A 14666-nucleotide genomic window follows, 5' to 3' on the forward strand; every position below is an offset into this window, starting at 1 on the left:
GGCTGCTTCATCGGCTCCCATTGTCGCGCCGGCGTGTGCTCGGCGTTGGTCTGGGCGCACTGAGCGCTGGCGTCCTGCGACCCGTCATTGCAAGCGAGGGTGAGACCGAATCCCACGGCATGTCGGCGTTCGGCGACCTGAAATATCCCGCCGACTTTCATCACTTCGACTACGTCAATCCGGATGCGCCGAAGGGCGGCTTGTTCTCCTTCATCCCTTCGGCGCGCGCCTATAACCAGTCCTATTTCACCTTCAACTCCTTCAACGCCTACATCATGAAGGGCGAAGGCGCGCAGGGCATGAACATGACCTTCGTGTCGCTGATGGCGTCGGCGTCCGACGAGCCGGACGCGATGTATGGTTATGCGGCCAGGTCGGTGGCGATCTCGCCGGACAAGCTGACCTATCGCTTTACCCTGCGGCCCGAGGCGCGCTTCCACGACGGCTCGAAGATCACGGCGCAGGATGTCGCGTGGTCGCTGACCACGCTCAAGGAAAAAGGCCACGCGCTGATCGTGACGCAGCTGCGCTTCATGGAGAAGGCCGAGGCGCTCGATGATGCGACCGTGGTCGTGACTTTCGCCAAGGATCGCGCCCGCGACGTGCCGCTCTTTGTCGCGAGCCTGCCGATCTTCTCCAAGGCCTATTATGCCGCGCATCCGTTCGAGGAATCCACGATCGAGGTGCCGCTCGGCAGCGGGCCGTACAAAGTCGGCAAATACGAGATCAACCGCTTCGTCGAATATGAGCGGGTCAAGGACTGGTGGGCAGCCGATCTGCCGGTCTGCCGCGGCAGCTACAATTTCGACGTGGTCCGCTACGAATTCTATCGCGATCGCGACGTCGCTTATGAAGGCTTTTCCGGCAAGAACTATCTCTATCGCGAGGAGTTCACCGCCCGGATCTGGGCGACGCGCTATGATTTCGCCGCCGTGAAGGACGGCCGCGTCAAGCGCGAGACCTTGCCGGACGAGATGCCGTCCGGAGGGCAGGGCTGGTTCATGAACACCCGCCGCGACAAGTTCAAGGATCCGCGCGTGCGCGAGGCCTTCAATTACGCCTTCGATTTCGAATGGACCAACAAGACCATCATGTACGGCGCCTATACGCGCCTGGTCTCGCCGTTCCAGAATACGGACATGGTCGCCGAGGGCCCGCCCTCGCCGGAAGAGCTGAAGCTGCTGGAGCCGTTCCGCGGCCAGGTGCCGGACGAGGTGTTCGGATCGCCGTTCGTGCCGCCGGTCTCAGACGGCTCGGGCCAGGACCGCACCCTGCTGCGCAAGGCGCAGCAGCTGCTGAATGAAGCCGGGCTGACGGTCAAGGACGGCAAGCGCTACTTGCCCAACGGCGAGCGCTTCAGCGTCGAATTCCTGGTCGATGAGGTGGGGCTCCAGCCGCACCACGGGCCTTTCATCAAGAACCTTCAGCAGCTCGGCATCGATGCCAGTTTGCGCATCGTCGATGCCGTGCAATTTCGTGCCCGCGTCGAGGACTTCGATTTCGACATCGCCATGGAGCGGCTCTCGATGTCGGCGACCCCTGGCGACAGCCTGCGTCCGTATTTCGGCTCGAAGGAGGCTTCGACCAAGGGCTCCTACAACCTTGCGGGCATCGTCAGTCCTGCGATGGACGCGCTGGTCGAGAAGGCGATCGCGGCCGAAAACCGTGCCGAGCTGACGGCGGCCTGCCGCGCGATCGATCGTGTCTTCCGGGCCGGGCGTTATTGGGTCCCGCAATGGTACCGCTCGACCCATCCGATCGCCTATTGGGACGAGTTCGACCATCCGGCCAGGCTGCCGAAATACGCGCAGGCAGCCGGCGTGCCGGACATGTGGTGGTTTGACGCCGCCAAGGCGGCCAAGCTCGAGCAGACGAAATAATCCATGGCCGCTTACATCGCCCGCCGCATTCTCCTGATGATCCCGACCTTGTTCGGGATCCTGTTCGTCTCCTTCGTCGTCGTGCAGTTTGCGCCCGGCGGCCCGGTCGAGCGCGTCATCGCGCAACTCACCGGCGCCGACACCGGCGGCACCTCGCGCATCTCCGGCGGAGGCGGTGATTTCGGCGCCCGTGGCCAAGGCCAGATCGGCGCCGCCGCCGATGCGGTCAATTCCAAATATCGCGGCGCGCAGGGGCTCGATCCCGCCTTCATCAAGAACCTCGAAAAGCAGTTCGGCTTCGACAAGCCGGCGCCGGAACGCTTCGCGCTGATGGTGTGGAATTTCGCGCGCTTCGATTTCGGCAAGAGCTATTTCCGCGACGTCAGCGTGATCCAGCTGATCAAGGAGAAGCTGCCGGTGTCGATGTCGCTCGGCATCTGGATGACGCTGCTGACCTATCTGATTTCGATTCCGCTCGGCATCCGCAAGGCGGTGCAGGACGGCAGTCGCTTCGATACTTGGACCTCGGCCGTCATCATCGTCGGCTTTGCGATTCCCGGCTTTCTGTTCGCGATCCTCCTGATCATCCTGCTTGCCGGCGGATCGTTCCTGAACATCTTCCCGCTGCGCGGGCTCACCTCGGATTACTGGGCGACCTTGCCCTGGTACTGGAAGATCACTGATTATTTCTGGCACCTCACGCTGCCGCTGGTCTCCATGGCGCTCGGCGCCTTCGCCACCATGACCCTGCTGACCAAGAACTCGTTCCTGGACGAGATCCGCAAGCAATATGTGATGACGGCGCGGGCAAAAGGCTGCAGCGAGCGGCAGGTGCTGTATAATCACGTCTTCCGCAACGCCATGCTGATCGTGATCGCGGGCTTCCCGGGCGCGTTCATCAGCGCCTTCTTCTCCGGCTCGCTGCTGATCGAGACCATCTTTTCGCTCGACGGGCTCGGGCTGCTGTCGTTCGAGAGCGTATTGAACCGGGACTATCCGGTCGTGTTCGGCACGCTCTATATCTTCTCACTGGTCGGCCTCGTCGTGAATCTCCTTTCCGATCTCACTTACATGTGGATCGATCCCCGGATCGATTTCGAGGCGCGGGAGGTCTGATGACGCTGGTCGCTCCGCCACCGGTCGAGACCACGACGCGGGAGCCGCTCGGCGAAGCCGTGCCGCCGACGCGGCAGCGCTTCCGTCCCTCACCTTTGAATCAGCGGCGCTGGCAGAACTTCAAGGCGAACAAGCGCGGCTACTGGTCGTTCTGGATCTTCCTGGTTCTGTTTTTCGTCTCCCTGTTCGCCGAATTGATCGCGAATGACAGTCCGTTCCTGATCAAGTTCGACGGTCATCTGTATTGGCCGGCCTTCGTGTCCTATCCGGAGACCGCTTTCGGCGGTGACTTCGAGACCGAGGCCGATTATCGCGATCCCTATTTGCAGAAGCTGATCGCGGCGAAGGGCGGCACCATCGTCTGGCCGCTGATCCGTTACTCCTACGACACCCACAACCTCGATCTGCCGACCCCGGCGCCATCGCCGCCGACCTGGATGCTGACGGAAGCGCAGTGCAAGCCGGTGGTCGAGAAGAAGGGGCTGAAGAGCTGCCGCGATCTCGAATATAACTGGCTCGGCACCGACGACCAGGGCCGCGACGTCGTGGCGCGCCTGATCTATGGTTTCCGGATCTCGGTGCTGTTCGGCCTGACGCTCACGCTGTTTTCCTCGATCATCGGGGTCGCCGCCGGCGGCGTGCAGGGCTATTTCGGCGGCTGGGTCGATCTGTTGTTCCAGCGCTTCATCGAGATCTGGAACGCGATTCCCTACCTCTATCTGCTGCTGATCCTGTCCGCGGTGCTGGTGCCCGGCTTCTTCACCTTGCTCGGCATCATGCTGTTGTTTTCCTGGGTGTCGCTGGTGGGATTGGTGCGCGCGGAATTTTTGCGCGGCCGCAATTTTGAATACATCCAGGCGGCGCGCGCGCTCGGCGTCTCCAACGCCGTCATCATGGTCCGCCATCTGTTGCCGAACGCGATGGTCGCGACCATGACGTTCCTGCCCTTCATCGTCTCGAGCTCGGTGATGACGCTGACCGCGCTCGATTTCCTCGGCTTTGGTCTGCCGCCCGGTTCTCCCTCGCTGGGCGAATTGCTGTCCCAGGCCAAGGCCAACGTGCAGGCGCCGTGGCTCGGGCTCACCGGCTTCTTCTCGGTGGCGGTCATGCTGTCGCTGCTGATCTTCATCGGTGAAGCCGTGCGCGACGCCTTCGATCCGCGCAAGACCTTCAGGTAAACGCATGGACGCGATCAACCCGTTGCTCTTATCGGTCGAGGACCTCTCGGTGACGTTCCACCAGCAGGGTCGGACGTCACTCGCCGTCGATCACGTCTCGTTCGATATCAAGCGCGGGGAATGCGTGGCGCTGGTCGGCGAATCCGGCTCCGGCAAATCGGTCAGCGCGCTGTCGATCCTGAGGCTGCTGCCCTATCCGGTGGCGTCGCATCCGTCAGGCACCATCCGCTTCAACGGGCGCGACCTGCTCACGCTGTCCGACCGGGAGATCCGGGAGATCCGCGGCAGCGATATTTCCATCATCTTCCAGGAGCCCATGACCTCGCTCAATCCGCTGCATACGATCGAGCGGCAGATTACCGAGATCATTCACCTCCACCGGCCGATGTCGAACAGCGCTGCACGGGCGCGGACGCTGGAACTGTTGACACAGGTCGGCATCCCTGAGCCGGAGACGCGGCTCGGTTCCTATCCGCACCAGCTCTCCGGCGGCCAGCGCCAGCGCGTGATGATCGCGATGGCGCTCGCCAATGAGCCGGATCTCTTGATCGCCGACGAGCCGACCACCGCGCTCGACGTCACCGTGCAGGCGCAGATCCTGACGCTGCTCGCGGACATCCGCGCCCGGCTCGGCATGAGCCTGCTGTTCATCACCCATGATCTCGGCATCGTCCGCCGCATCGCCGATCGCGTCTGCGTCATGAATGGCGGCAAGATCGTCGAGCAGGGCCCGGTCGAGCAGGTCTTTTCGACGCCGAAACATCCTTACACCAAGGCGCTGCTCGCGGCCGAGCCCAAGCCGGATCCGGCGCCGCCGCGACCCAATGCGCCGGAAGTGATGTCGGCCAAGGATCTCAAGGTCTGGTTTCCGATCAAGCGTGGCCTGTTCCGCTCGACCGTGGGGCATATCAAGGCGGTCGATGGCGTCAGCATCGCGGTGCGCAAGGGCGAGACGCTCGGCGTCGTCGGCGAATCCGGTTCCGGCAAGACCACGCTGGGGCTGGCGCTGTTGCGGCTGATCTCGTCGGATGGACCGATCGTGTTTCTCGGCCGAAACATTCAGGGCCTCAAGTTCAAGGACGTCCGTCCGTTCCGCCGCGACATGCAGGTTGTGTTCCAGGATCCCTTCGGTTCACTCAGCCCGCGCATGTCGGTCGGCGACATCATCGCCGAGGGCTTGAGCGTCCACCAGCCGAACCTGTCGGACGAGGAGCGTGAGGCGCGCGTGATCAAGGCGCTCAAGGACGTCGGGCTCGATCCTGAGACACGCTTCCGCTATCCGCATGAATTCTCCGGCGGCCAGCGCCAGCGCATCTCGATTGCGCGCGCCGTGGTGCTGGAGCCGAGCTTCGTGGTGCTGGACGAGCCGACCTCTGCGCTCGACATGCTGTTCCAGTCGCAGATGGTCGATCTGTTGCGCGAGCTGCAGCGCAAGCACGACCTGACCTACATGTTCATCTCGCACGATCTGCGCGTGGTCGCAGCGCTGGCCAGCCATCTCATCGTGATGCGTGACGGCAAGGTGGTCGAGGAGGGGGCGGCTGTCGAACTGTTCAAGAATCCGAAGTCGGACTACACGCGCGCGCTGTTCGCGGCCGCCTTCCGCAACGAGGCCGCCAGCGGCGGCGCGGTCGCGACTTAGGAACTTGGGCCCTGTAACGATCGTCGGGTCCTTGCTCAGGTCCGCCCGATCTCCGTTCGCGAAATAGCGAACGGACAGCTGGAGCTTTACCTCAGCTATACCTCATCCTAAGGTAGCGTCAGGTCGGCGCTCTGCGGCGCGCGCGGTGGTGTGGGGGATGCCATGTTTACCCGAGTCGCGACGATGATCGCTCTAACGCTTTTCGCCGTTGGCCTGAGCGCATGTGGTTGGGTCACACCGGCGTTCGATCCGCTGGCGCGGTCGCCTTACGACACGGGAATCTTTGTCAATCGCATCGCAAACCAGGTGAAATGCGAGCTCGGCAAAGCCGTCTACGACGTCATCATGGAGTATCAGGAGAAAGACGCCAATCCCGTCGGATGGCTTGCAACATGGGGCGCGAAGGCGACCCTCAAGATCATCGTTGAAGAGCAAAGCAATCTCAGTCCCAGCGTGCTCGTAACGCCTCCAGGAACCTTCTCGCTGAACGCAAACGGCTCTTTATCCGCCGATGCCACCCGTACGGAGACGGTCAATTTCTACTTTGTCTTTGCGGACTTGCTCGATCCGAAAACTCATAGGTTGCCCGCTCGAGAGCCGAAACTATGCGAGCATTACAGCGATATCCTGATCGAAAGCGACCTGAAGCTCAAGGAGTGGGTCGAAACCGTGGGGCTGCTCGCGTCAACGCCGAAGACGGTATCCGATCCGTTCAAATCAGGTGGGCCTCTCGACACCACCTCGCACGAGGTCCAGTTCGTCGTGACTTTGACAGGCGGTATCACGCCGATTTGGAAGCTCGTATCCGTAACCGTCAACCCGTCCGGCACATTCTTAGGCGCCACCCGGGCAAGAACGGACGATCTCCTCATTACAATGGGGCCCATGACGTCAATCGCTCCAGGCGGAAGGCCGCTTGTTTCGACGCAAGCGATCGATGCGGCCCATCTCGGTGCTCAAATTCAGGGTATCACCACCGCAATCCAGAGCCTGCCTCGATAATCTGTCCCACCTCGTAGACGAGAGGAGTGCGCACCATGGCTGATAACAATGATATTGCCCAAACCGAAGTCGAAGCCGTTCGTCGAGGATACCAGCGAATAGATCTCTCGACTGAAGAAAAGGCTTTGCCGCATTTTGCGCATCGGAGGCCGTGCGGCGGCGCGGTGCAGAAGGGCGATTGGTGTCTGATGACCAATTGTCGTCCGGATAACACGCTGACCGTTTGTTATTGCGACGGTAACGGCAACTGCGCAAATTGCTATGTTGCGCCCTGTGGGAACTAATGACGCACGTTTCCTGAGTCTCGCGCTCGCTGAGTCCGAAGGCGCGCAAACGACCGCTCTGGAGCGACGCCAGGGTCGTTTTGACGTGGGGACTTGCTAATACCTGCGACTTGCAGGAAGTTGAGAATTGAGCGGCACTCGCTCGCGAATTTTGGAATCCAGGCTCAAACACCAGCTTCCCATTTTGCGCCGCACCAGCAGTATTGGTGGCTGGTTACCCAGTGCCTTTGCCACCGCAAGCGACGCTCGGTTTCTCTTGTGCCGATCGCGCACGGACGGCTAAACTTGGGCAAAACCAGGAGAGCTTGATGAGACCCTTTCGGGCGTTGCTGTTGCTTGCCTGTAGCGCGCTGCTGATCGCGGCTGCACCCTCGGCTTGGGCCGAGGGAACTTTTGAAATCCCCGCAGGGGCCCATTTCAACAAGGACAAGCTGGCGAAGCTCAGCGAGTTCTTCCGGAACGAAGTGGCGACCGGCAAAATTCCCGGAGCGATCCTGCTGATCCAGCAGCACGGCAAGCCGGTGTATCACGAAGCCTTTGGCGTGCAGGACGTGGTCTCGAAGGCGCCGATCACCGACCACACCATCTTCCGCCTGTTCTCGATGACCAAGGCTATCACCAGCGTGGTCGCGGTGAAGATGCTGGACGAGGGCAAGTTCTCGCTCGACGATCCGGTCGCCAAATACATTCCGTCCTTTGCAAATGTGAAGGTCGGCGTCGAGAAGGAAGCCAGCGACGGGACCAAGACGCTCGAACTGGTGCCGCCGGACCGGCCGCCGACCGTGCTGGACTTGATGCGCCAGACTTCCGGCATCACCTACGGCTTTTATGGTGATAGCCTGGTTCGCAAGGCCTACAGGGGCGCCAATATCTATGCCGGTGATTTCGATCTTGCCGAGTTCGCCGAACGGATCGCCAAACTGCCGCTGCACAATCAACCCGGCGCGCTTTGGCAGTATGGTCATTCCACCGACATCCTGGCGCGGATCATGGAGATCGTGTCCGGGAAGTCCCTGATCGATGTCGAGCGGGAAGAGCTGCTCGATCCGCTCGGCATGAAGGACACCGGGTTCTTCGTCACCGATCCGGAAAAGCAAAAGCTGCTCGCCCAGCCGATGCCCAATGACAGCGATTTCCGGGTAGGTCGTGAAAACAACCCGACCGTCCCAAAGAAGATCATGTATGCCAGCGGCGGCATGGTCTCGACCATGGCGGACTACGCGCGCTTCGCGCAGATGCTGCTGGACGGCGGCAAATTCGAGGGCAAGACCATTCTTAGCCCGCGAGCGTTCAAGCTGCTGACGACTGATCAGGTCGGACCGGATTCGGGCGTCGATCGCGATTTCTTCTACTTCCCCGGCGACGGCTTCGGCTTTGGGCTCGGCCTCGCCGTGCGCACCGATGCGGGCAACGCCACGCCGCCGGCACCAGGCGATCTTGGCGAATTGAAATGGGACGGCGCCAGCGGCTGCTATTTCGTGATCGATCGCAAGCAGGACATGTTCTTCGTTTTGCTCGAGCAGACTCCCTCGGAGCGCCAGCGGATCCAGAAGACGGTGAAGCAGCTGATCTATGAGGCGATGGAGAATTGACGGCACCACACGGCAAGGCCGTCTTGATGTGCGTCAATCTCTCGGTGACCAGAGCTTCTAGTAGTAAGGCGTCCCAACCCGCGTCGGAGGTGACATGATAAAAGCTGTTGCAGAATGGTTGATCGTTGCCGGTCTTGCCACTGGCTTCGCCGCTGCAGCTCAGGCCGAAGACGTCGACATCGGCAAGTCGGAATTTCAGTCTTCGTGTGCGAGTTGTCATGGTGCGGATGGGAAGGGCGGAGGGCCGGTCAGCGCCCAGCTCAAGGTCGCGCCCCCCGATCTGACGCTACTGGCCAAGAAGAACAACGGGGTGTTTCCTACCAACGCGGTTTATGAAACGATCTACGGATCGAAAGCGATCGCCGCTCATGGCTCGCGTGAAATGCCGATCTGGGGACAACGATTCAACCCGATCGTCAATTTGCCTCATGATGTCGATCCGTATTATTGGAAGCTGGCGGGGCCGCAGCAAAGCCCGGAAGTCGTCGTGCGAACGCGCATTCTCGCGGTCATCGATTATCTCAACCGCATTCAGCAAAAGTAATCGCCAGCCAGCCCGAGAGCCGCAGGTGGTTTGCCCGACGGGCATGCCTTGCCGAAACCTGTCCATCCCTTCGGAAAAAAAGAATCAGCTTGCCTCGTCGGGCAAATCACCGGCATTAATCGTCGCTGTCCCGCCTCCTTCAGGAGGGGCGTTTCGCGACCGTCACGGACGTGGGAAGCGGGATGCGATGGGCGTGTCGGGTTGCAGCGCGGTTCATTCGCGCCGACGAACAATCCCGACGCGCACGACGAAGTCGCGTGGTCCTGGCGCCCCGGTGCTGGCGCTAAGTTGGCGACGATGCTTGCGCATCGCACTGACGACAGGGGCAAGAAAGCCGGTCCCTGGGGAGATCGCGTATAAGCCGTAAAGCCATCGCGCAGGGAAGGCCGGTTGTTCGGCCCGTACCTGTGGTTCTGCCGCGTGCTTTCTCTGCACGCGAGCCATGGGTGCGGTCAGCACCCGGCCTTCCCTGCGCCCTCCGCCATTTCGAGGGCCGTCGTTTCGCAAAGCTCGGGCGGATCACGTCGCGAGATCGCAGATGTCTGTCTTGCTGTTTGATAGGTACATAGGGATGACATGGTTCGCGATGCGCGGCACCGATGCCGGTGTCCGTATTGCGAGCCGCCCGGTCGGCGCGATGCACGGCCGGATGACAGGCTTCCGCGAAGCAATTCAAGGCGAAAGCAGGAGGCTTGAATTGCTTCGTTGCTTCGTTGTTTCGTGGCTCGCGATGACGGAGCCAAAGCGCAGGCGGATAAGCCAATTCGGTGTAGCTGGAGGTGAAGGGGCGCATGCCCACATTGCCTCGCGGAGGCCGGCATCGAATGGTGGACACGCTTCGCTCGGCCCAGCCGACGAATCTGCGTGTGCCCTCGGCAGAACGAAGCAGCGTCACGCCCGCTGGAGCAAGTTCGACCGAAGGACAAGGAGACGCGTCGTCGCAGCCATTGTCTCGGCAATGCGCTCACCTATAGGTCAGTTTATCAAATTCTAGTAATGGTTGTGCGACGATCGGCTTGGCCGGCCGCCAATGTTGAGGTGCGCGCCTAGACCGGCTGCAGCGAAAGCGAGCGTCCAACGGGGCGGGCATGAATTCTCGAGGCGCAAGGATCAAACAGGCACTGGAGGCGAGGGCAGTCCGCAAGCAGCATGCATTGGCCCGGGCATTGGGGGTTCACGAGAGTGCGATTACACGATGGAAGGAGGACGGCACAATGACGCTGGACAATGCGATTGCCCTCTGTCGTGAACTGGATATCTCGGCAGATTGGCTATTACTCGGCATCGGTCATATGGATCAGCATAAAGAGCGTAGCGAAGTGGCCCCCGCCCATACGGAGCTGCTTGCGCTCTTATCTCCGGGCGCGGCTGCCGCGCTCATGAAATTCATCAGGTTGGTCGCGGCAGGGCAGAGCTGACCTGGGGAACATTTGAATTGATTGGGGGCGGCTGCTGGTTGTGCCAGGCGCAAGAGCTTGCGACCCGCAAAATTGGAATCAATCGACGTTCAAAAATTACCATCTAAAGTTGAGTTCATCGGGCAATGGCGACGGACGTGAACAATCGCTCTTACCCGATTTGCCCAATGGAGATGAACATGACCTACTATAAGCTTTGGTTGAAGGTGAGCGATGTCTGGACTTACCAGACAAAGTGCACGGGCGATGCGCTTCCGAAGAAGAAGGAGGATCCGCCGGTGGAACTCACGCGTACGGAGGGGCTCAAGCTCAAGTCGAACCACACCTATCGAATCACGAACCTTCAAGACGCCCCTTACGGCCTGTATGTTTGCGAGTCCATCACGGACGAGGGACAGAAAGGCGAATTCAAATACAGCGCGGCAGTTTCGGCAGGACAGGAGGCGGTCGTCATGGATCAAGCTATTGCTGCGAGCACGACGTATACAATCGATTTTCAGAACAACACACCAGACACCTGGACCTTGAGCGTCTATCAGACGCTGCCCGCTTCGCCCGGGCTCAAGAGCCTGTCTTGGAAGCAGACGACGGTGCCGAAAAGCGGTGAATCTGGTGTCCAGTGGAACATCAACTATCTCGTCGGCGTCGCAAACTACAAGCAGAGCGGGGGGAAAGGCGTCTACAAGGCCTCGCAGAAGCTCGGTACTCAACTGGGGCAGAAATGGGCCTGTCGTTTCGAATCCGGCGCTCAGCAACTGTTCGAGGACGGCGGCGCCAATCCGGGGCAAGTTCTGATCCAGAACAAGTCGGGTGAGCTCGCGAATCTCGGCATCGGGATGGACGGGGATCTGGCACTGGTGCAGTCCAACGTTTACTCCGGAAATGGCGCGCAGTTCGAGGTCGCGCCGGTTTACTGGGTCGCCCTGTACAAGGACGTCGTGCAAGGTGAGGTGATTTCAGGCAATCAGGTCCACGGGCCGCTGCAGGTCGTGTTTCCGGGCGGCGTGACGCAATTGACCTACGAAGCCTATATCGACGGGAGCGAATTCGTGTTCGGCCTGCAGGGCGGCAAGGCCTTGCGTGCGCCGCTCGATCAGGTGGAGCAGCGGCTTCGCATGCTGAGTGCAGCCTGAAGGGCCGGGTTCACAACTGCAAGAAATACTCCCCGCTGGCCTTCGCCAGCGGGGTTAAACGTCGGGTCTGCAGAGTGAGCCAGCCCTCAGAGACGACGTTGCGTCGCTTTCATGCAGGCGGCGGCTCTACAGCCGCTTGATCGCCAGGACCTCGCTGCCGCCGGCCTTGATGCGTGCGATGGCATCCTGCGTGGTCTCGATCGCGGTCGCCATGTGATAGGCGTTGGCATGCACGATGCTCTCCGGATCGCGCACGATCGCGACATGCCCCTTCCAGAAGATGAGGTCGCCGCGCTGCAGGGTCATCGCTTCGGAGCCATCGAGCGGCCGCCCGAGCGCGGCCTGCTGCATGTCGCTGTCGCGCGGGCAGGCCAAGCCTGCCGCATTCAGCGAGAGCTGAACGAGGCCCGAGCAATCGATGCCGAGGCTGCTCTTGCCGCCCCACAGATAAGGCGTGCCGACGAAGCGCTCGGCCACTGCGACGTAGTCGGGCTCGATCGCATCAAGCACGGCGATATGCTGCTTCGGCAGATGCAAGCCGTCGTGCGTGATCGCAAATGCAGCATCCTCTCGCGTCACAGCGATCCGCGATCCCAGCACCAGGGTCTCGCTCGGCGGCAGCTTGATCGAAGGACCGGGGAAAGCGAACGTGCGGAGTGCCGCAATCTTGTGCGTCGGCGCTGCAGCCGGCTTAGCGAGCGCGGCGTCGGGCAGCCAACCGACATAGCCGTCGCTGTCAAGCTGCCCCCAGGCCCAGCCTTCGGCGTTGCGGTCGTAGATCGTGACCCGCTCGCCGCGCAGCGCCTGGGTCAACAGGGCGGCGTTCGAAAACGGGTGCTCGCGCATGTCGGCGAGCGCAGCGGCCACTTCGAAGCTCTCGCCCTCGACGAAGCGCGCGGCGCTGACTTGGCCTTGGAGATGCTTGGCCGCGATGTCGCCGCGCGCGGGTGTGAGACGCGGATCAGCCATAGCGCTCGCTCAAGAGCTTGTAGAGTGCCCGCGCGCCCTGGCATTCGCCGCCTTCGGGCCGCCCCGGCTTGGCCGATGGCGTCCAGGCATAGATGTCGAGATGCAGCCAGCTCTTGGCATGCTCGACGAAGCGCTGCAGGAACAGCGCGCAGGTGATCGAGCCGGCAAAGCCGTTGGACGGCGCGTTGTTGATCGTTGCGACTTTCGAATCCAGCCAGGAGTCGTAAGGCGCCCATAGCGGCATCCGCCATAGCGGATCGTTCTCGGCCGCCGCGCAGCGCGCGACATCGGCTGCGAGCGCGTCATCCTGCGTGTAGAACGGCGGCAGCTCGGGGCCGAGCGCAACGCGCGCGGCACCCGTCAAGGTGCCCATGTCGATCAAGAGATCGGGCTTTTCCTCGTCGGCAAAAGCGAGCGCGTCGGCGAGGACCAGGCGGCCTTCCGCATCGGTGTTGCCGATCTCGACCGTGACGCCCTTGCGCGAGGGGAACACATCGAGCGGACGGAAGGCGCTGCCGGACACCGCGTTCTCGACCGCGGGGATCAGCACGCGCAGCCGCACCTTCAACTTCGCGCCCATCACCATCTGGGCCAGCGCCAGCACATTGGCGGCACCGCCCATGTCCTTTTTCATCAGCAGCATGCCGCTCGAGGTCTTGAGATCCAGGCCGCCGGAATCGAAACAGACGCCCTTGCCGACCAGGGTGACCTTGGGATGGGCCGGATCGCCCCAGACGAGCTCGATCAGGCGTGGTGCTCGGGTCGAGGCCATGCCGACGGCGTGGATCAAGGGAAAGTTCTGCTGCACGAGTTCGTCGCCGACGATGCAGCTGAAGCTCGCGCCGTGACGTTCGGCGAGCTGCTGCGCGGCCAGCGCCAATTCGGCCGGCCCCATGTCATTGGAGGGCGTGTTGACGAGATCGCGGGCGAGCGCGGCGGCCTCGGCGATGCGCGTCAGTTCGGCAGCATCGGTTCCGTCAGGCAGTGCGAGCCGGACCTCGGACCCATCCGCCTTGCGATAACGGCTGAAGCGGTAACTGCCGAGTGCGAAGGCGAGCGCCGCCAGACGCGCATCATGCGGCTGGTTGGCGAAGCGATACGTGCCCGCCGGCAGCAGGCCGGCCAATGCGCCCGGCCGGAACAAATCCCGGTGTTTGGCCGCATCATCCTCGAGCCCGAACAGCACCTGCGCGATCTGGCCGTCAGGCGCAGGCAGGACCAGGCAGGCGCCGGGCTTCGCGGCAAAACCGTTGGCGTCGGCAAACTGCCGCGCTTGCGGCCCAAGCCCGTCCCGGATCGTCGGCCAGGTCGATTTGGTGACGAAGGTGATGGGGCGAGCCGTCGCGGTGGCGGCAGTGTCGAATACGGATGGCATGTCTTACAAATCCTCAGAACCGACCGGCGCAGATGGCAGGTAGACTTCGCAGAGTTCGATGGGGCCTGCAATCGCCATGATGAGACGCCCGGTTGCCGCTTTTGCTCCGGTCGTCGGAAGGAACAACGGATGATCCTCGAGGCCTATGTCAGATGCTTCGTCGATCCCGATGCACTCGCGCGGACGCTGGCCTTCTACAAGGACCTGCTCGGCGGCCGAGAGACCTTGCGTTTTGCCTATCCGGAAGCGGGCCTGGAGCTTGCCGCGGTGTCGTCGCCGCACCTGTCGGTGCTGGTGATCGCGGGCGAGAAGGAAAAGCGCAAACCGTTCGAAGCGACGAGCCTGACCATCAAGGTTTCCGACCTCGCACACTACGCGGCCGTTCTGCGCCAGAATGGGGCTGTCGAACTCGACCCCATCCAGGCCACTCCGGTCGGACATAAGATGCGGTATCGCCACGCCGACGGGATGGTTGTGGAGTACGTCGCCCACAATGCCTGATATAGAGGCGACGCGCGCAAACGCGGGGAGGA

General features: G+C 61.9%; 13 protein-coding genes. 11 read left to right on the top strand and 2 right to left on the bottom strand.

What is annotated here, in order from left to right; translation table 11 throughout:
• Nucleotides 1-2 precede the first annotated feature (2 nt).
• The 10 genes from QXZ85_RS24865 to QXZ85_RS24910 all read left to right on the top strand — a co-directional run bounded on the left by QXZ85_RS24865 (nt 3) and on the right by QXZ85_RS24910 (nt 11789).
• Entirely contained in the window at nt 3-1880 is a 1878-nt protein-coding gene (locus QXZ85_RS24865) for an extracellular solute-binding protein (protein ID WP_316175057.1), read from the top strand.
• Between the two features lie 3 nt (nt 1881-1883).
• The gene (locus tag QXZ85_RS24870; protein ID WP_315702921.1) at nt 1884-2996 is read left to right on the top strand and encodes a microcin C ABC transporter permease YejB; all 1113 of its coding nucleotides are present in this window, start codon (nt 1884-1886) and stop codon (nt 2994-2996) included.
• Nucleotides 2996-4174, top strand: a complete 1179-nt coding sequence (locus tag QXZ85_RS24875) for an ABC transporter permease (protein ID WP_315728229.1) — start codon at nt 2996-2998, stop codon at nt 4172-4174. The genes QXZ85_RS24870 and QXZ85_RS24875 overlap by 1 nt, the downstream gene beginning before the upstream one ends.
• 4 nt (nt 4175-4178) lie before the next feature.
• Entirely contained in the window at nt 4179-5816 is a 1638-nt protein-coding gene (locus tag QXZ85_RS24880; protein ID WP_315728231.1) for an ABC transporter ATP-binding protein, read from the top strand.
• Between the two features lie 162 nt (nt 5817-5978).
• Nucleotides 5979-6818, top strand: coding sequence for a hypothetical protein (locus QXZ85_RS24885; RefSeq protein ID WP_315702924.1), 840 nt, complete (start codon nt 5979-5981; stop codon nt 6816-6818).
• A gap of 35 nt (nt 6819-6853) precedes the next feature.
• On the top strand, nt 6854-7102 hold the full coding sequence (locus tag QXZ85_RS24890) for a hypothetical protein (protein WP_315702925.1): 249 nt from the start codon (nt 6854-6856) through the stop codon (nt 7100-7102).
• A 308-nt stretch (nt 7103-7410) separates the two neighbouring features.
• On the top strand, nt 7411-8694 hold the full coding sequence (locus tag QXZ85_RS24895) for a serine hydrolase domain-containing protein (RefSeq protein ID WP_315702926.1): 1284 nt from the start codon (nt 7411-7413) through the stop codon (nt 8692-8694).
• A 94-nt stretch (nt 8695-8788) separates the two neighbouring features.
• Complete coding sequence (locus tag QXZ85_RS24900) at nt 8789-9238, top strand: cytochrome c (protein WP_315702927.1); 450 nt, start codon at nt 8789-8791, stop codon at nt 9236-9238.
• A gap of 1088 nt (nt 9239-10326) precedes the next feature.
• Nucleotides 10327-10656, top strand: coding sequence for a helix-turn-helix transcriptional regulator (locus tag QXZ85_RS24905; protein ID WP_315702928.1), 330 nt, complete (start codon nt 10327-10329; stop codon nt 10654-10656).
• 167 nt (nt 10657-10823) lie between these two features.
• On the top strand, nt 10824-11789 hold the full coding sequence (locus QXZ85_RS24910; protein WP_315730785.1) for a hypothetical protein: 966 nt from the start codon (nt 10824-10826) through the stop codon (nt 11787-11789).
• A gap of 126 nt (nt 11790-11915) precedes the next feature.
• Here QXZ85_RS24910 and QXZ85_RS24915 read toward each other — a convergent pair whose 3' ends face one another.
• On the bottom strand, nt 11916-12758 hold the full coding sequence (locus QXZ85_RS24915) for a C40 family peptidase (protein ID WP_315728235.1): 843 nt from the start codon (nt 12756-12758) through the stop codon (nt 11916-11918).
• Nucleotides 12751-14133, bottom strand: coding sequence for a leucyl aminopeptidase family protein (locus QXZ85_RS24920; protein ID WP_315702931.1), 1383 nt, complete (start codon nt 14131-14133; stop codon nt 12751-12753). Before QXZ85_RS24920 ends, QXZ85_RS24915 begins: the two co-directional genes overlap by 8 nt.
• A 129-nt stretch (nt 14134-14262) precedes the next feature.
• On the opposite strand from QXZ85_RS24920, the gene QXZ85_RS24925 reads away from it, so the two are divergent.
• Nucleotides 14263-14634, top strand: coding sequence for a VOC family protein (locus QXZ85_RS24925; protein WP_315702932.1), 372 nt, complete (start codon nt 14263-14265; stop codon nt 14632-14634).
• The last annotated feature ends 32 nt before the right edge of the window (nt 14635-14666 follow it).

Source organism: Bradyrhizobium sp. SZCCHNGR1005, assembly GCF_032489995.1.
In the GTDB taxonomy this organism is placed as follows: Bacteria; Pseudomonadota; Alphaproteobacteria; order Rhizobiales; family Xanthobacteraceae; genus Bradyrhizobium.